The sequence below is a fragment of the Natrinema pallidum DSM 3751 genome (assembly GCF_000337615.1).
Lineage (GTDB): Archaea > Halobacteriota > Halobacteria > Halobacteriales > Natrialbaceae > Natrinema > Natrinema pallidum.
Genome location: NZ_AOII01000110.1, coordinates 28,786 through 46,639, shown reverse-complemented (window position 1 = coordinate 46,639; position 17,854 = coordinate 28,786). Strand labels below are relative to the sequence as shown.

Annotated in this window: 17 protein-coding genes and 2 pseudogenes; 12 read left to right on the top strand and 7 right to left on the bottom strand. The window is 55.8% G+C overall.

The features are described from left to right. Nucleotides 1-8: 8 nt before the first annotated feature. The 4 genes from C487_RS18405 to C487_RS21630 form a co-directional block, all read right to left on the bottom strand. Nucleotides 9-2,444: a ribonucleoside-diphosphate reductase subunit alpha gene (locus C487_RS18405; RefSeq protein WP_006187361.1), complete on the bottom strand. Its 2,436-nt coding sequence runs from the start codon at nucleotides 2,442-2,444 to the stop codon at nucleotides 9-11. Continuing rightward, nucleotides 2,441-2,755 (bottom strand): NrdR family transcriptional regulator, encoded by a 315-nt coding sequence (locus C487_RS22120; protein WP_394295591.1) that lies wholly within the window; start codon nucleotides 2,753-2,755, stop codon nucleotides 2,441-2,443. The genes C487_RS18405 and C487_RS22120 overlap by 4 nt, the downstream gene beginning before the upstream one ends. Before the next feature lie 211 nt (nucleotides 2,756-2,966). Continuing rightward, a complete protein-coding gene (locus C487_RS18400; protein ID WP_049908276.1) occupies nucleotides 2,967-3,452 on the bottom strand; it encodes an acyl-CoA thioesterase in 486 nt (161 codons plus the stop codon). Between the two features lie 294 nt (nucleotides 3,453-3,746). Continuing rightward, nucleotides 3,747-4,439: a hypothetical protein gene (locus tag C487_RS21630; RefSeq protein ID WP_241431109.1), complete on the bottom strand. Its 693-nt coding sequence runs from the start codon at nucleotides 4,437-4,439 to the stop codon at nucleotides 3,747-3,749. A 183-nt stretch (nucleotides 4,440-4,622) separates the two neighbouring features. On the opposite strand from C487_RS21630, the pseudogene C487_RS21855 reads away from it, so the two are divergent. From C487_RS21855 to C487_RS18360, 8 genes and pseudogenes are all read left to right on the top strand, one after another. After that, nucleotides 4,623-4,703, top strand: a pseudogene (locus tag C487_RS21855) (IS6 family transposase); the annotation flags it as partial. Between the two features lie 450 nt (nucleotides 4,704-5,153). After that, nucleotides 5,154-5,675, top strand: coding sequence for a hypothetical protein (locus tag C487_RS18390; protein ID WP_006187358.1), 522 nt, complete (start codon nucleotides 5,154-5,156; stop codon nucleotides 5,673-5,675). Between the two features lie 3 nt (nucleotides 5,676-5,678). Continuing rightward, nucleotides 5,679-6,332 (top strand): hypothetical protein, encoded by a 654-nt coding sequence (locus C487_RS18385; protein WP_006187357.1) that lies wholly within the window; start codon nucleotides 5,679-5,681, stop codon nucleotides 6,330-6,332. Between the two features lie 80 nt (nucleotides 6,333-6,412). Next, entirely contained in the window at nucleotides 6,413-6,859 is a 447-nt protein-coding gene (locus tag C487_RS18380) for a hypothetical protein (protein ID WP_241431108.1), read from the top strand. Further along, nucleotides 6,828-7,205 (top strand): hypothetical protein, encoded by a 378-nt coding sequence (locus tag C487_RS18375; protein WP_006187355.1) that lies wholly within the window; start codon nucleotides 6,828-6,830, stop codon nucleotides 7,203-7,205. The genes C487_RS18380 and C487_RS18375 overlap by 32 nt, the downstream gene beginning before the upstream one ends. 518 nt (nucleotides 7,206-7,723) lie before the next feature. Beyond that, complete coding sequence (locus C487_RS18370) at nucleotides 7,724-8,926, top strand: MFS transporter (protein WP_006187352.1); 1,203 nt, start codon at nucleotides 7,724-7,726, stop codon at nucleotides 8,924-8,926. Between the two features lie 60 nt (nucleotides 8,927-8,986). Next, nucleotides 8,987-9,220 (top strand): HAD family hydrolase, encoded by a 234-nt coding sequence (locus C487_RS18365; protein WP_161605729.1) that lies wholly within the window; start codon nucleotides 8,987-8,989, stop codon nucleotides 9,218-9,220. A 754-nt stretch (nucleotides 9,221-9,974) separates the two neighbouring features. Then, nucleotides 9,975-10,235 carry a hypothetical protein gene (locus tag C487_RS18360; protein ID WP_006187350.1) on the top strand — a complete coding sequence of 87 codons (261 nt, stop codon included), beginning with the start codon at nucleotides 9,975-9,977 and terminating at the stop codon, nucleotides 10,233-10,235. Nucleotides 10,236-10,285: 50 nt separating this feature from the next. Here the strand turns inward: C487_RS18360 and C487_RS21235 are convergent, their stop codons facing one another. Together C487_RS21235 and C487_RS18350 are read right to left on the bottom strand one after the other, a co-directional pair. Further along, nucleotides 10,286-11,218 (bottom strand): hypothetical protein, encoded by a 933-nt coding sequence (locus C487_RS21235; RefSeq protein WP_006187349.1) that lies wholly within the window; start codon nucleotides 11,216-11,218, stop codon nucleotides 10,286-10,288. A gap of 363 nt (nucleotides 11,219-11,581) precedes the next feature. Further along, nucleotides 11,582-11,986 (bottom strand): hypothetical protein, encoded by a 405-nt coding sequence (locus tag C487_RS18350; protein WP_006187348.1) that lies wholly within the window; start codon nucleotides 11,984-11,986, stop codon nucleotides 11,582-11,584. Nucleotides 11,987-12,526: 540 nt separating this feature from the next. Here C487_RS18350 and C487_RS19875 point away from each other — a divergent pair. The 4 genes and pseudogenes from C487_RS19875 to C487_RS19865 all read left to right on the top strand — a co-directional run bounded on the left by C487_RS19875 (nucleotide 12,527) and on the right by C487_RS19865 (nucleotide 16,643). Further along, nucleotides 12,527-13,350: pseudogene (locus C487_RS19875) on the top strand (IS6 family transposase). Between the two features lie 68 nt (nucleotides 13,351-13,418). Continuing rightward, nucleotides 13,419-14,198 (top strand): ABC transporter ATP-binding protein, encoded by a 780-nt coding sequence (locus C487_RS19870; RefSeq protein WP_006187346.1) that lies wholly within the window; start codon nucleotides 13,419-13,421, stop codon nucleotides 14,196-14,198. Continuing rightward, nucleotides 14,185-15,399: an ABC transporter permease gene (locus C487_RS18335; protein ID WP_049908273.1), complete on the top strand. Its 1,215-nt coding sequence runs from the start codon at nucleotides 14,185-14,187 to the stop codon at nucleotides 15,397-15,399. Before C487_RS19870 ends, C487_RS18335 begins: the two co-directional genes overlap by 14 nt. Next, entirely contained in the window at nucleotides 15,399-16,643 is a 1,245-nt protein-coding gene (locus tag C487_RS19865; protein ID WP_006187344.1) for an ABC transporter permease, read from the top strand. Before C487_RS18335 ends, C487_RS19865 begins: the two co-directional genes overlap by 1 nt. Nucleotides 16,644-16,884: 241 nt before the next feature. Here the strand turns inward: C487_RS19865 and C487_RS18330 are convergent, their stop codons facing one another. Then, nucleotides 16,885-17,685, bottom strand: coding sequence for a sulfite exporter TauE/SafE family protein (locus tag C487_RS18330; RefSeq protein ID WP_006187343.1), 801 nt, complete (start codon nucleotides 17,683-17,685; stop codon nucleotides 16,885-16,887). Nucleotides 17,686-17,854: the final 169 nt, after the last annotated feature.

Here is a 17,854-nt window from a genome sequence, read left to right as displayed (position 1 = left end):
CGTGCGTGTTACTGGCAAGCCTCGCAGGTCGGGTCCTCGACTTTGCAGAGTTCGTCCTCGTCGGCAGGATGCTTCTCGCCGGCTTCGAGGTCTGACGACGATCCGTCCCGTCGCTGTGTCTTCCCATACTCGGACATGTCCAGCGTGGACTTCTCGATCTGGGACGCCCCGAGCGTTCGGAGGTAGTAGGTCGTCTTCAGACCTAGTTCCCACGCAGTCTCGTATACGTCGGTGAGAAGGGACCCATCGGTGGACGGGAAAAAGACGTTATGTGAAACGGACTGGTCGATCCACGTTTGCCGGTGGGCGGTCAACCGAAGCTGCTGCCGCGGGTCGATCTCGAAAGCACCACGGTACAGTCGCTTCAACTCGTCCGGGATGGCATCTATTTCCTGAATCGAGCCGTCGTGGTACTTGATACGGTCGACCAGTTCGGTATCCCACAACCCAGCTTCACGCAGGTCGTCGACGAGTTGGTCGTTGATGATCGTGAACTCGCCCGACATGTTCGATTTGACGTAGAGATTCGAGTACAGGGGCTCGATCGACGGTGTCGTCCCGTTGATCGTCGATACGGTCGCCGTCGGGGCGATAGCCATCGTGTTCGAGTTCCGCATCCCGTGTTCCGCGACGTGCTCACGGACGACATCCCAATCAAGTGTCTCCTCGCGCTCGGTCGGCACCTCACGACCCCGCTCGTCCTCGAGGAGGTCGACAGTGTCCTGTGGAAAGAGGCCGCGGTCCCACTTCGAGCCCTTGTAGGAGGGATACGGCTCCCGCTCCGCCGCGAGTTTCGAGGAGTTGAGAACGGCGTGGTAGGAGACGAACTCCTGCCAGCGGTTGGCCTTCTCGAGCGCCTCTTCGGAATTCATCGGAACGTTCAGTTGCATCAGCGCATCGTGGAACCCCATCGTTCCCAGCCCGACCGGGCGGTGTTGCATGTTCGACCGTTCGGCCTCGTCGGTTGGGTAGAAACAGCGGTCGACGACGTTATCGAGCATCCGCATCGCCGTCTCGATGGTTTCCGCGAGGTATTCCCGGTCGAGTTCGCCGTCCGAGACGTGGGTCGCGAAGTTGACACTCCCGAGGTTACAGACGGCGTGTTCGTCCGCGCTCGTGTTGAGCGTGATCTCGGTACAGAGGTTCGATGAGTGGATCGTGCCCACGTGATCTTGCGGCGAGCGAACGTTACACGGATCTTTGAACGTCAGCCACGGGTGGCCGGTTTCGAACAGTCGCGTGAGTAGCTTCCGCCAGAGTTCCTCGGCATCGACGCGTTCGTACTGTCTGAGGTCGCCGTTTTCCGCTTGCGTCTCGTACTCGCGGTAGCGCTCTTCGAACTCGATACCGGAGAGATCGTGGAGGTCGGGGACCTCGTCGGGGCTGAACAGCGTCCACTGTTCACCGTTGTCGACGCGTTTCATGAAGAGATCCGGAACCCACGCAGCCGTGTTCATATCCGGCGTGCGGCGACGCTCGTCCCCCGTGTTTCGCTTGAGGTCGATAAACGCCGGGAAATCGAGGTGCCAGCAGGCCAGGTATGCACACGCAGCACCGCGGCGCTTTCCCGAGCGGTTGATGGCCGCCGTGACATCGTTGCTGATGCGGAGGAACGGAACGACGCCGGTCGATTCGACACCGGTGCTCTCGATGAGCGCGCCCGCCGACCGGATGTTCGTCCAGTCGTTGCCAAGCCCGCCGCTCCACTTCGACAGTTGGGCGTGGTGTTTGTACGACTCAAAGATGTTCTCGAGGTCGTCCTGTACCGTCGTTAGGTAACACGACGAGAGTTGGGGATGGGTCGAGCCACTGTGAAACAGCGTCGGCGTCGAGGGTGTAAACTCCAGTTTCGAGAGAACGTCGTAGAACTCCTTGGCCCGCTCTTGTGGGTCATCTTCCTCGATTGCGAGCCCCATCGCGACTCGCATCCAGAACGCCTGTGGGAGTTCGAGGCGGTCTCCGTTTTGTTCGGTCTTCCGGAAGTACCGTTGGTACAGGGTTTCCATCGCCATATATTCGAACTTCCGGTCTCGATCGAGCTCGAGGTAGTCGGCGAGATCGTCGAGGTCGAACCGTTCGCGGAGGCGCTCGTCGAGGAGGTCGAGATCGACGGCGCGTTGGAGGTTCGTGACGAACGTCTCACGGTATGCGCGGTCGAGGTCGAATCCGGTCAGGTCCTCGCCGAGTATCTCGCGATAGTATCGCTGTCGGAAGACGCCGGCTGCGACGCGTTTGAGTTTCGGTTCGATCTCGATGCGCGCCGTCAGTGCTTGAATCGCGGCCTGGTACACCTCGTCGGTAGCTGCGTCGTCGTAGAGGTTCCGTTCGATTTCGGTGACGAGATCGTCCCAGTCCGTTGCGGTAAGACTCGTTTCGATGTCCGTGCGTGCCCGGTCGATGATCGACCGGATTTCGGGTGTTGTTGCGGTGGATTGCTGGCTCATGTGTGAGGTGATCGGTCGGCTCCTATCGCTGATCCGGACCCGTCGGCTTCAACACCGAGGGCTGTCTCACGTTCGCGACGGCACGTTTCGGGTTCGGATACTTCCGTGTGGGCTGAGACAACCCGGCTGTACGCGCCCGTGCCGGTGTCGCGGTTCTTCACTCGAGGGGAGACCCACTCCGGACGTTCGGAGGTGGTAAATCGGAGCGAACGTCGGTGCCACTCGCGGCGTCGTCTGATGGCGGTTCCGTCGGTACTGGTCGCCGTATCGATGACGCGTGTTCGCTCGTTCCCGCAGTCCGGACAGTTCATAGTTGTCACTGGTCTCTCCTCTCACTCTCCCCCATGTGGGGGCTCTCGGTTTCAGCCGCAATAGCTGGTGTCAGTGGAACACATATAAACTTTCCCAACTAGCTTGATGTAGTACAAATTCACTTGTACTATCCGGGCCGGGGAAAGCGACTGGTTCTGTGACCCGAGAACAACGCGGCACCAGTCTCACCACTCATCAGTTAGAACACATTCACGCGAGATTTCGTCGACGCTTTTGCCGTTGCTCGAGTGCGATGTCACGCAGTTCTCGCTGGGCCTCCGTCGGGCAGTGAAGCGCCGGAACAGGCGTCGGCGTTTCGCTCGCATCGAGGGCGACGAAACTGAAAAACGAGGTAGCTGCGTCGTCGGTCTCTTCCGCTGTTGGCCGTTCAGCCTGTACATCGACTTTGACGTCCATACGTGTCCGACCGGTTTCGAAAACGTAGCCAGTGATCGTTACGATATCTCCCAACTCGATCGGAGCGATAAAATCAACGTGGTCCATTGCAGCGGTAACTACTTGCCGATTAGAAAACCGTCGAGCGGCAATCGCTCCGCAAATGTCCATCCAATGGAGGACGGAACCGCCGAGAGCCCGTCCGAGGTTATTCGTGTCGTTCGGCATCAAAATCTCACTCATTTCCGTGTGAGAACTCTCCAGCGTTGCCGTCCCACTCGCTGATTGTTGCGGTGGCATACCTTATCTCGGGGAAAGCGCTACAAAAACTATTTGAATTGAATTTATACAAATTTACTTGTACCCGTTGGCTGGTATAGTCGGCTATCTGATCATATGGGTCACAATCCATTCACCAGGTTCCGTCACGCGAGCCGTTTTATTCGAGAACCCACCGATTCGTGTTTGGACAGAAGCCTCGGTGAGTGGACCGTCCGGAGTGAACTAGTGGTCTTCGCTATCACAACTTCGGAGGATAGCAATGATGCGTCCTTTCGACTCGAATTCATTCCAGTCGCGCCGCACGCGATCCTATTAATCGTAGTGCATAATACTGTAGCTTACGTATACCGGTACCCTTCGGGAGAAGGTGTCGCCCTCGATTGACAGTGTCACATCGACCGAGCTCGGTGCCGCCTTTTTGAGGTCCGGAAACGTTGCCACAGGCCAACGTACAACGTCACCATCGCGGCTGAGTCTCTTCGAGATCTCGACCGTACTAACAAGTCCTTCGGTCTCTGCCTCGTCCGGCGGACTCGAGATACCACTTCCGACTTCCTCCACGCCGAGTTTGCGGGCCGTCACTGTCCGCGCTCGAGTCGCGCCCACTTCGGCACTTTCAATTCTGCCCCACTCCTCGAACGACCAGGTATCGTACGCGGCGGGCTCGCCGCCACTCATGCGCTTCACATATCGAACGGTCTCGTTTTGTGGGAAGTATTCCACATTGTCCTGTTCGTAGCCCGGGTCGTCAGTAATGGTCCGGTCGACGCTGACCGGCTCGCCGTCGGGGCGTACAGGTCCTCTCGAGTCGGCTTCTTTCGCCCACTGGCGAACACGCGAGGAGTTCGTCGTGGGTGACGTGGCTGCCGGTGACTGCGGTGCAGTCGTTGTGGGGTCCGATTCAGTGTCCCGTCCTGCCGGTTCAGGATCAGTACCACTCAAACAGCCGACTGTGCCGAGAACGCTACTAGAACCGAGTAGACAGAGGACCTGTCGCCGTTGCATACAATATTTCCCAGTTTGGTAGGTAAATATTTTGTGCGGAGTCTCGCGGCACCGTTTCGGATTGGCTAGTTCCAGCGGTAGACGTAGCTCTGTAATCATGTTTCAGCGGTTGTTGGATCGGTGTTTCTTGTACTGTCCAGTTGAATCAGTTTGAGAAGTGAGCAGGTCGTAACGTTGAGTCGATTGAGGCTCGCAGACCTGGTCAGCGAAAGCTATACGGCGGGTTTAGAAGAATCGTGGGAGAACGAACGGACGGCGACCCCGTCGTGGGGAACCGTGGAACAGCAGCTATTACGGAATCCAGCACGAAACTCGATTCTTCGTGTGCTTCTTTTTGGAAGCGTCACCCTTTTCGACAAGCGTATCGAGCCGCCGCTGAATCGTCCACCGCGACGCATCCTCGAATCGATCGACAAGATCAGAGACGGTATACGGCTCGCAGGGATTCATCTCCTGGAGTACCTGCTGGGGGGTTGGTTCTTCCGGCTCCTTTGACACACTATCACAGTATGAGTCGCCTATCCTTAAGTATGATCCATGTGATGTATTGTCTTTATTCTTCATCACGAAGAGAAAATTATAAGATGTCGCTCCATATGGTGCAGTATAGACGGAAATATAAAACCGATTGAACTATCACGAAATATGAGCAAGAAACATAGTCAGGGACGAAACTGGGTGGGGATCATAGCCGCTATATTGGCATTTTTTATCGTGTTGAATGTCATTTCGTACCTCTGGTTCCCTTTCCTCCCGTGGTTCGAGCAACGAGACGCTGGTCAGGAAACAGTCGAGCAGACGTACGACGCCGAGAATGCGATCCAGCAGTACGAGGAGTTCCGCCAGATGTACCACGACATCGAAGCGCAGCGGAACCAAGTCGAGAACGCCTACGACGAAGAGGAGTCGTTCCACGAGACCTACGGTGACGATCCGAACAACTGGAGTCGAACCGCAGAGACGCGCCACGGCCGGATACACGAACGAATCACCGGCAACCAGAACCAACTCGAGCAGTTGGTCGCCGACTACAACGCACAGTCGGATATGGCTAATAAAGAACTGTTCAAATGCCATCTGCCGTATAAGGTGGATGATCGGTTCGCGATACAGGGGCCACCGGGAAGTGGTGATGCGGAGCAGCCCGTAGACACCGGCCCCAACGGGAACTCGATCAACGGGACCCCATCCGAAGCGAACCAGTGCGACGAACTACCAGACAAAGTCGAAAGCTAATTCATGAACAAGAAAAAACTCGTCCTGATCTTCGCGGTCGTCGGAATGATCGCCCTCGCGGGCTGTAGTGTGTTTCAAGATAACACGTCGGCCGGCGACGAGTCAGCTGACGATCTCGCCACCGATACGAACACCGAGCGATCCACGGACTACGGTGGGAGCTACCTCTACGAGATCGGAGTGACGGAATCAAACCAGCAGGGATTGATCCGTGCGCAACCGCCGTTCCAGATGGACAATTCGCTCGAGCGCCAGAACCTAATCGACCGGTACAAGTATCTCAACGACCGGAATAATGTCCATCACGTGTACCTAATGTCTCACGACGGGAAGGTCGTCTCGTACTATACCGCACAGGGGAAAGTCTCGAGTGTCAACTCGAAGCTGACCAACGACCGCCAACTCGTCAAGGTCCCTGACGCAAAGTACGACGGGGGGAATGGCGCGGCTGGTCCGAACGGCTCTAACTGGAAGCTCGTCGAGTCGCCTCAGATGGATGGCTCGTACGGCTCGAATGGAGCTGCAATCTTCTTCTTTACCACTGACGGACATTACGTCGAGTGGAACGGGCTCTATGTCGTTTCGGAGGAGCCGAAGAACATCCAGACACCGGTCACGCTGACCGACGAGGTTGACGAGAACGAGTCCGAAAACTAACTGCCCCTTCTCACACTCAATTCATGAATCGACGCGCATTCCTTGCCACAGTCAGCGCTGTTCCCCTCGGAGGGTGTACGGTGCTTGGCGACAGCACGACTGACAGCCAGCAAACCCACACGCCGACGAACGAGTCCGACAGCCCTGCCGTTGACGACCCTCCTGAGGAGGTGGCGGCTGTCCAACCACTCGCCGAGGCGTTCTACACGCATATTACCGAGTTCTATCCAGATGCCCGCGTGTTCATCACACCGTCCGGGGAGATCGTGATGGACTACCAGGGGAATGCCTCGAGCGGCGATGCGCTCACACGTGAGTACAACAATATCGCCACGGAGTACGCCGAATTGATCGAAACCGAAGGGGCCGAACCGACGACACTCATCATCTCCCCAGCCAACGTCAAGGTGTATGTAGTCGAATCGGCACTTCGTGCCTACGTGAACGACGAAATCGACGAACAGGCCTTCCTCGAGACAATCGAGGTGAAAACCAGTGAGCAAAGAGACCCAGCGGCTGGCGAGTGAGGAGGCAATGCCCGGCGAAGACTCGAGCACAGCGACGATTCGGTGCGAGTCGCCATACTGCGATCGCGAAGTCTACGAAGCCGCGACCGTGGACGTCGTTGTTGGTGCGACTATTGGGGAGTGGTCCGACCCCCAACCTCATGTCGGGGTCACCGGTACAGATTCAACGTCCCCAGTGGTTGAGCAGTGGTGCCTAACGTGTGCCGAACAAGAGTTCGGCATCGAGACAAGTGCCCACGAAAAACGCGTTGAGCAGGTGTCGCAGTACGTTACACTGCGTACAGTCTCCGCGTTTCTGACGGGGATCGTGATCGCACTGCTGGTAAGTTCCGTACTGTTGGTATAGCGCCTCGTCGTTCCTCGGTTCCTGCAAATCCGGGAATCGAACCTAGCTCTCAGCCCTTTACCGTTGCATGTGGCTGTGGGAGCCATTGCTGCGGACAAGGGGTTCCAGGACTGGCACACTGCGTACGAACCCTCCGTGCTTGCTGTTGAGTCTCTCGTTCGCTACCGCGGATCATCATCGAATGCAGTCGTAAACAACGCTCTCATCCGGGCACAAGCTGCTCTCAGCGCTGGATGGTAGAACTTCGTACTCGAACGAAGCACTCGCACGGCGTCGCCGTGTGGGCGCTGGACTGGTATCGCAAGTTCCGTCAACTTGTTCTGCTGTTCGCTCTCACCAACATAGACTCGGTGTGTGAGGTCCTGTAACCGCGATCTAGTATCTATTCAACAGAGCAACTGAGAGAGGTCTTCCAAGACCACACTGGACAGCGACTGATCGACGGCAGTCTCTCAGTTATTCCTTCGACCCGTATCAGGTCGCCAATCATAATACGACACCTGAGAAAGAACAATCGGATGCAATCGCAAGAGGTTCGGTGGCGATATTACCTTTATTCGCTCACCGAAACGCAGGGGCTCATCGCTCCCGTCTGGGTTCTCGTTCTACAGGCTCGTGGGCTCTCCTATACGGATATTGGACTTCTCGGTGCGTTATATTGGGCAGTGCTTGTTCTCGCAGAGATACCGACCGGATATATCGGTGATCGCATCGGCCGACGGCGGAGTCTGTTCATCGCTGCACTCATAACGGCTGGTGGAGTTGGCGGACTCGCATTCGCTCGGACTCTGCTCTCGTTCGCGCTGGCACTTACCGCATGGGCAGTCGGGATCACATTTCGTTCCGGGACGGCCGATGCCTGGCTGTACAGTGTACTCGGACGGTCTGGCACTGCCGATGCCTACACTCATGTTCGCGGCCGTGGGCGAGCAGTCAAATTGGCCGCAACTGCGATAACTGCAGTCATCGGGGGAGTCCTTTATACGAAATCACTCGTCGCTCCGTTCTTCCTTACTGCTGGTTTATTAGCCGTCAACTCAGCTGTCGTGTTGTCGTTTCCGACGGTCCCCGACGGCCAAGGGCGATCCCGGTCGGAGTCATGGCTCTTCTCGACGACACGCCAAGAACTGACAGCGGCGTTCAAACAGCCAGGGATGCGGAGTTTCGTCGGATACACGGTTCTCCTGTTCGGCCTCGTCGAGGTTACCCGAACTTTCGTTCAGCCAATCGTCGCCGGTGATCAGGTCGGACTCTCCGTTGCCGCAGTTGGGGCATTGTATGCGTGTTTCAATATCGTTGCTGCTGGAGCGAGCGCTCTCACCAGTCGGATCGAGCAAACCCTTGGGGTCCGTTGTTGGTTCCTCTTAGGACCGCTTCTACTAGCTGGAAGCCTCGTGAGTCTTCCTGTGGTCCCAGCCGCAACCGTCCCAGCGTTCGTTGGGATGGAAGCTATCTGGCACGTCAGCCAGACGTTCCAGAGCCGTATCGTCAACGATCGGACGCGCAACCGGCGGCGAGCTACTGTTCTCAGCGTCGTCTCGATGGGCGGCGGCGTAGCTGCGATCGCGTTCCGCGCCGTGGGTGGTGTCCTGGCCGATATGTTCAGCCCACCTCTGATGCTTGCTCTACTCGCCTTCGTCTTCGTGGTCGGTTCGGGGATGCTATTTACAGCCACACCGGAGACAGTGTTTCGGACGACGGAAACGGATCTGAGTCGATAATACTAGTTCATAGCCATGGTGCTTGCCGACCACTTCGAGCCTTTTTCGACCTTGACGCACGTGATTTATTCCGGGAACGATGCGCTCCCGGAGGCAGTCACGAGCATCAATCGGCTCTTCGAACGCGACAAGCGAATCCGGTTTCTCACGAACGATCCGCGACCGACGCGGGAGGCAGTCGTTGCCGACCTCCGTGACCTCGGCATTGAAGCGGGTGCGGATGCGATCGTCACCTCGGCGTCGACGGCGGCGACGTATCTCCGCCGTGAGCCGGTGAGACGGTCCACTTCGTAGCGAATTGGTATCAGTGTACTATTGAGACCGGCACGCTCGAAGCGGATCGAGATGAGGCGCTCGAGGTCGAATTTTTCGACACGGATGAGCTTCCGGATGGGATGCTATCCATGCCCCCGCAGTGGATCGCCGATGCAGTGGGGCAGAACGGTGTGTCGGTCCGATCGGAGATGCGAAGCCCACACGTCGAGTCACTAAATTGGCGACCACTGAACAGTTGAAAACAGTCGTCCGCTGCTCGTTCCGGGAACACGTCGGTTCCCAAACCACGTCGTACAGCGGTTCACCGTCTTGATCTCCGCGGAGAGTCGCTCACGCCCCGCGACGACTACGAAGACGAGCCACGTGGGGGGCGTTGTCTCGAGATGCAACAAGGGGTAGCTTTCCTGATTGTCAACTCGTTGCCGCTGTTGAACAAGGGCCGGAATGAGGGGTAAGCGTTCAGTCTAGGCTGGCGAGGCGTCCGAGTGGTAACCGCTGCCGGACGTCGCAGAAACTCACCTATCTGGTCGATAGTACGACAAGACCGTCCGTTTGAACGGCGATCCGAAGCAGTGCTCACTCATTGACCCGGCTAAGCTTACGCATCATCGACCGGATAAACCCGTTGTCGTCTCGACTCCTCCTCTCCTCTGCTTGTGGAAGTTGCGACTGCCTTGTTCAAGGCAGTTCGATTCACCTACGTTTACGCCCTGCTCCGCATCCGGTTGGTAAAACCGTAGGTTTTCACGTCGTAAGCACGAGCGGGCACTTGATGCGAGTGCTTGACCGGGAGCCATATTCTCACATCCTGTTGGAGAGCGACGGCGAGTGGATTCTCACTTTCCTGCTCGGCAGGGCGGTGATGTGGGATGTCTCCGTGCGGCTGACGGACACCGAGGTCGTGGCTCTCGAAGATGGCGACATCTCGATTGCCGACCTGATCGAGCGATTCAGTGCCGACGGTTCCACCGACGAAGGCAGGCAAATCACACCAGCAGTCCGGCCAGGCAAGGACGACGACAGCCGAGAATAGAGTGTCACCGCGGTCAGCGCTCTTGGGTCCGGACCCGGACGTGCATGCAGTCAATTGTCCCTCCCCGCATCGTCCAAGGGCGAGTCGCCGTCGGCAGCGTCGAAGACGGCCCTTTCGAGTTCCGCACCGCCGACTGCGCGGAGTGCTTGGCCGAACAGGTAGGTGTGGTCTGCCTGGGCACGAGGGTTCTCCGTGGCAAGCGTGTTGGCGACACGTGAGAACGTTCCCACCGCTGGGTCGTCGGCTCGGAGGATAGTCGTCTCGCTTGCGATCTCGATGGACTGATACACCGCCGCGACACACGCCTCGACCTCGGCGGCTGGCTGGCCCGTCGTGGTTCCTGCGACGACGATGTCGGCGTACACTTCTTCGAGGAACGCTGCCGGGTCCTCGACATGAGCCCCCGTAGCGTACGCCCGGAGTTTCGAGTCCAGACGGCGACGCCACGCGTCGGCCTCGTCCTCGACCGCGTGAACGTAGGCGCGTGTGAAGACACCCGCGACGAACGCCGAGGGTGAGTCCGGAAGTTCCTGCGTCGCGGTCGCGTCGAGTCGGTCCGTCACGACTGCAAGCCACTCGTCAGTGTTCGGCTCGGTCGATCGAGTGCGACCGACGATGGCGAGCGCCTCGCCGTACACCCGCTCGAGGAACGCAGCAGACGCGAGGTGACCGCGCCGGCAGAGCCAGCCGAGGCTCCGTGGCCGCGTCACGAGTACTGCACCCTTGGGGCGAGCGAACAAGGCATTCAGGTTTTCCCGGTCGCCGTCACCGGAATGCAAAATTGCCGACACAAAATTGTCGACGATCACGAGTTCGTCGGCGTCGATGGCTGTCGTTTCTTCGAGCCGTTCGACGGATGGGCCGACCTGGCGCAGGTGATGTGACTTTCCAACGCTGGGTGCCCCGAGAACGAGTGTAACCTCACACGGGTCGACCGCGTCGCACAGTTCGCCGGGCGTGACTTCTTGAACCGTTCTTTCCATGTATTCCCCACGACTGACTCCACCAACGACTGCGTCTGGATGGCAGACCCCGCCGAGTATATCCATTCAATAGGTTTCCTCGAGAATATAAATGTTTGCCGTTGGGACGGCATCTCCGAGGCCGATCCAGCCGCCGATTCCCGGCACCGCCTGACGATTATGGTAGCAACTGAAACGATTTCGGAGAGGGTGGGAACAGCGTCTTTGTGCTCGACGACGGTGTCGACGAACCGAATCCGCCTGTGGTTTTCGTCGACTGTGATCGGACGGCTGACGATCCAGAAAGCAAGATCCGACTTCCGTCGTCCGTGCCCGAGTTTTCGTCAAATCCGACGCGGGTGACGAGTGAGCGGACGGGACTTCTTAGAGGTTGCTTTCGAGCAAGGTGACGATGGATTCCGTCCGTTCGTCGACCTTGTCCATGTTGGTGCATGGTTCTTTATCCACCGTGAGGACGCCGTCTTCGTAGCTGATGTCACCGGTCATCCCTGCTTCGTTCCTGAACACGATCGATTCGAGGTCCGCCTGGAGGGCTTCCCGCCCCAGTTCGTCGCTACAGATCGCCTCGAGGGCATCGATCGTCGGCTGGAAGTACACCTTCGTCCACCCCTCGAACCAGAGATCGTCGTTGACTCGCTCGTCGATGAGTGATTCCCACTCGATATCGAGATCGACTTCGAAACCGGCTGCATCGTCCATCGATTCCTTCAGGGACGGCAGTTCTTCCTCCTCGAACTGCTTTACTTTCCTCTTATTCTTTAGGTTCATTAATATGTACCCGGGCGAAAATTGACATCTGGCTTATTTAATACTACCCATTCGATTCTCGCTCTTTCATCGCGAGATGCACCGATTGCGGGCGGATGTGTGGTACTGAACGAACTGACGACGAACGGTCGGTCACAGCAAAGCGCTCCGACTCGTTCGCACCAGATCATTGCTGCTGAAGGGGATGGGTGGTCAATCGGTCGTCGTCCTGTCCGCCGTGTCGGATTCGGACTCGTCGGTCGTCATACGTCGTCTCGGTGCATCCGACGAAATCCCCTGACAGATGTCCAGTCGCGTGATCCAGCCGCCGAATTTGTATCACCGCCAGCACTTTTTGCCGTCGGTGAAGACGGGGTTGTCTCCGATGTTGGTCATTCCATTCCTGCACCCCCTCTGAATATAAGGGTGCAGTTGGTGGGTTGGATCGGTTCGTCGTATCGAATTCGGGATATATCACAGCGAGTGGCCTGTTTCAATCAGAGTCACTGTCTAGTTGAGCCAGTTTGAGAAGTGACCTGGTCGTTGCGTTGATTTGGACTACTGCTCGTAGACCTGCTCAGTGAGAGTTACGACTCGGATTTAGATGGATCGTGGGAGAACGAGCGGACGGCGACGCCCGTCAGGGTGTTCGCCATCCAACTCCACGCGACCGGTTGTTCTCTTCGAGTGATACAAGTGATTCTTCGCTTACTCAGCGCTGAACGCCCTTATTAAGCAATTTGAATTTAGACATGACGTATAGGTGATGTAATGCTAGGCCCGCCGATGTCCACGAGAGCGTTGATCTCGTGCGGCCCATCAGACCGCTGCGCGTTCTGAGGACGGCAAAGCCGTCGCGGATCGCGGTTGACGAGACCGCTGTCAAGATAAACGGCGAGTGGTCTTGGTTGTACGCTGCAATAGACACCGAGACAAAACTGATTCTTGATGTCGCGTTATTTGGTCGGCATGGCACTGATCCGGCGGCTGCATTTCTGCATCGACTCGACGAGAAACACAATCTCTCCGAGGCTGAGTTTCTTGTCGATCAATTCGGCTATCGGACTGCCCTCTCTTGAGTAGGATTGAGTGGTCGGGTCAACTATACCGACCGAANCTCCGAGGCTGAGTTTCTTGTCGATCAATTCGGCTATCGGACTGCCCTCTCTTGAGTAGGATTGAGTGGTCGGGTCAACTATACCGACCGAACCCTCATCGAAAAGTGGTTTTACACACTCAAAATGCGGATCGACCGTTTCCATAATTCGTGGGTTGGCAGTCGGGCGAGAGCCAGAGAATGACTTGAACAGTTCGGACACTACTACAACACACAGCGACCTCACCAGTCACTCAACGGACAGACGCCAGCGGAGGTACTAAACTAGACAGTGCCATACATGGCTGAACGTCAGCAAACAGAACAATTAATTATCTATAGACACGCTCCTAAGATATGGCTAGGTCCGCCGCTCCGGACACGGGAGCATCTTCTCCTGTCGTCACAGCGGATGACGTGACGAAAATCTATTATCGGGGATCGGAACCCGGTCGTCTCGCTCGCATCCTCGGTCGCTCACAGCCGCCAGCTGTACGCGCAGTTGAATCAGTTTCGATCACCATCTCTAACGAGGAGATAGTTGGTCTCGCAGGTCCAAGCGGTAGCGGGAAATCAACAATATTACATATGCTGGCCGGGTTGAAGCGTCCAACTTCCGGTACCGTTCTATTTCGGGATACTGATCTCGAAACGCTGTCGAAGCGAGAACGAACTCGACACCGACTTGAACACATCGGTGTCGTTTTTCAACAATTTCATTTACTCGATTCCCTTTCAGCCCGCGCAAACGTGGCGCTTCCCCTTGTCGAGCTTGGTATTGGTAAACGACAACGCCGACAGCGAGCAGCCGAACTACTCGAACGTGTTGGACTTGGTGATCGTATCACACATCGACCCGGGGAACTCAGCGGGGGAGAGCAACAGCGTGTTGCGATTGCTCGTGCTTTAATAACGGATCCGGACCTCGTAATTGCAGATGAGCCAACCGGTGAACTCGACACGGACACCGGTCGAACCATTCTCGAGACGTTCAGACAGGTTGCAGAAAACCGCGCTGTCGTCCTTGCATCACACGATCATGAAACGCTTGGTAGTTGTGATCGACTGATTCAACTTCGTGATGGATCCGTGACTGATCATCTAACTCAAAAGGAATCAATTGATGAATATTCGTAAATTAGTTATACACTGGCTTGGCCTCGTTTCCGTTGGTATTCGTCGAACCGCATCACGTGCAACATATACGGCAAAACAACGAATGCGGTTTAGCGTTCTCGGTGTTGCCGTCGTCATCGCGTTACTAGTCATGGTCACCGGTCTCGGTGTCGGTCTTGCCACTAATACAACGGTGTACGATGAGGATATCGATTATTGGATCGTTCCTGCCACGGATAGTCCAGAGTCACCGTTAATTGCGACTGATAATCCGCAGTTCAATTCAGTCCACCAAGCGAACGATCGTATCCACGAGCATGACGATGTAGAGTATGCAACACCAGTACTATCACAGGTTCTTCGGATCAGAACCAACGAGACAGAGGAATACGTTCTCGTTGTCGGTGTAATAAATACATCCGAGTTGGAGCGGGTTGCCGGTCTTCGTACGCACTCGCTCAGGCCTCATGATCCATACTACATGAACGGCGAATACGATGGTGAATGGACTGGCGATACCGTGCTTTCACGGAGTGCAGCTGATACTCTCTCCGTTTCAACGGGTGATCCGGTATCGATAGTCGGCAACAACTCGTTTACCGTCTCAGCCGTTGACAATCAGTCCCGTTCTGTCGGTAATGTTCCGACAGCACTCGTTCAATTGAGTGAATTACAATCTATTACTGGTTCTACAACTTATGATCAAGCGGACCAATTTGTTGTTGGCACGAATACACCGGCTGTGCAGAGTGAACTTCAGGGTCTCTATCCGAATTCCGATATTCGTTCTCGCGGTGAAATGACCGTAAGCGATACACGCGACTCCGAGTTGTCACTAGCGCTTGCGCTGACTGCGTTTCTCGTCTCCCTCTCTATCGGAATGTTGTTTGTTATTACAACGTCAGGGCTCGAGATCGTCGCGGATCAACAGCAGTTAGTGATTTTGTCCGCAATGGGGATCTCTACCAGAAGTCAACTCAAACTAATCGGAGTGGAGACAATCGTGATGGCGGGACTTGGGGGATTATTCGGCGCTGTTAGTGGTGTCGTTGGCATTCGTCTAATAAATATCGTCTCGATTCGGACGATAACGACTGAGCCGATAGCGGTTTCTCATCCGCTGTTCATCGGGTATGGTGTTTCCGTTGCGCTGTTAGTTGGTCTCCTTTCATTGCCGTTTCTGCTGGTAACCGCTCGTCGTGTTTCGGGAGGTGTTCCATAGTGTTTAGTTCGCTCGGTAACAGTCTTCATCGACTCCGAACTGCAGGGAGTCTCACGGTTGCTCAATTTCGTCAACGGAAACTTCGACTCTCATTGGCGATAATCGGTATTGCACTTGCTGTCCTTGCAATAACGCTGCTCGCCGGAACAGGAATTGGTGTTCTTGAAACCGGTGAACAACAATTTGATGCCGCCGAACGTGACCTATGGGTCACAGCAGGTGAAACTCGTATCACATCTGCGGGAGGTGGTGGATTCGAAAACACGCTCTATGATTCGCGAAACCTCTCTACCGAACTTGAGTCAAACGAGGAGATTTCCAATGCCATTCCATTGGCCTTTGATACCGTGTATGTTAGATCCAATCAAAGTGGCAGTTTTAATACATTCATTGCAACGGGAACCCCACAGGGCGGCCCAGCGGTTCACGTGACGGATGGCGACCAGATACAAGGAGATCCCCACTATGCTAACGGAACATATGATGGGGAGATGACGAATGAAGTTCTAATCGATGAAGAAACGGCACGAGAACTAAACGTTAGTGTTGGTGACTCGATTAATATCGGTGGCTCACTGGCTGCCGCGCGGGAACATGAATTTACAATTGTCGGAATGACTCCAACGTTCGAACAGATGCTCGGTACACCAACAGTGACGATGCCACTGAGCGAACTACATGAGGTTACAGGAACGACACAAACTGAGCCGGCAACGTTCATTACAATAACTGTCGAAGACGGCACAACTGTTGAGGCGGTACAGCGAGACTTGCAGGAGACGTATCCCGAATATAAAATCCGAACAAACCAGGAGCAACTTTCGGCTATATTACAAGAACAGGTACTGTTACTTGCAGCTGCAGGAGTACTCGTCTTTCTAGCACTCAGCGCTGGTATTGCACTCACCCTCTCACTTCTATCACTGGTCATTCACCAACAGCGACAAACATTTGGAGCACTTACCGCGCAGGGGATCTCGTCATCGTTTCTTATTGCAACAGTGATCGGACAAGGTCTGATCATCGGAACTTTGGGTGGTGGTATCGGAGTCCTACTCACTCCGCTTGCTGTTACTGTACTCAACCATCTCGCAGCAGTCATCGTTGGATTTGATGGCCTCGTTCAAACTGCACCGTGGATTTATGTGGGATCTCTTGGCATTGCTATCGTCATTGGAACGGTTGCTGCAGCCATTGCTGGGTGGAAGATTAGTCGTACACCTCCCCTCGAGTTGCTCCAGTGATACTTCTCGTGGGTACGACAGTGTTAGTTAGGCCGATTTGAGAAGCGGATCGATATCGAAGCACTCGAGCAACTCGTGAACTGGACCGAGCCACACGCTGGGCTCGAGATCCGATTCGCAGTTGGCGAGTTCCGGCTCTGCGTGACGCAGTCCGATGTGTGGATTCTCGCTTCGGGGTGAGAACAGTTACTGAGATAGAGCGGGGATTGGAGTGAACTGTGGCTACCAATGCGGCTATCGCTCAGTGAGTCATTGCTTCCCCGAGAGGTTGATAATGCGGAAGCATCGGATGGGGCAGATGGATACCGATCGCCATCAATCCATGTGCCAACAGGACATATCCGAGTATAATGAAGACGATTCCGAGAAGACGATGGAGTCGTTGGCGATGGATAGCGTCGACGGACTCAATGAGTGTGCCATAAGCGAAGACGGCTGGAATCGTTCCGATTCCAAGCGTCCCTAACGCGAGAAATCCGGAAACGGCAGAGCCGGTCGCGAACGCGAAGAGGTATGCTGGATATAGAATGGGGCAGGGCAACAATCCGTGCAGCGCACCGAGGCCGATGATTCCGGGACTGTTCACGTATCGGTCGACGCGAACACCAATCCAGTTCGTCACCCGCTGCACACCCGGAATTCTACTTCCGGACACATCACCGAGAAGGTATTTTACACCTGCTGTGATGATAAACACGCCGATCAGAACGCCAACGCTCCCGCGAACGAGGTCCACGATCGTTGTCAACTGATCCGTCGTGACGAACACGAAACCACCAAACGCGCCGAACGCCCCGCCAATAAGCGCGTAACTGAGCGTCCGCCCCAGGTTGAACAGGGCATGTTGGCGAACCTCATACGGCGTCAGATGCCCACGCTGACTTAGAGAATCTGCCGTCGCTGCCCCACCATCCGGACGTGGAGTCATCCGTTCGGCATACATCGTCACTAGCGGTCCACACATTCCAATACAGTGTGCTCCACCAAGCACCCCGATGGCAAGAAAAAGGATCATGTCCACACGTAGGAGTGACTCGAGCATAACAGGGTGTTTGCCCGTTCAGGACGCTTCCTCTTGCTAATTCTGGTCCAGTTACCGAAAGCAAACCGAGCAGGTGGCTATATCATTGTTTTTGATGGACTGGACTCACTAACACATGTGTCTCATGTGATGGGACGCAGAGGATAGATGGAATCGGAGACCACACTCG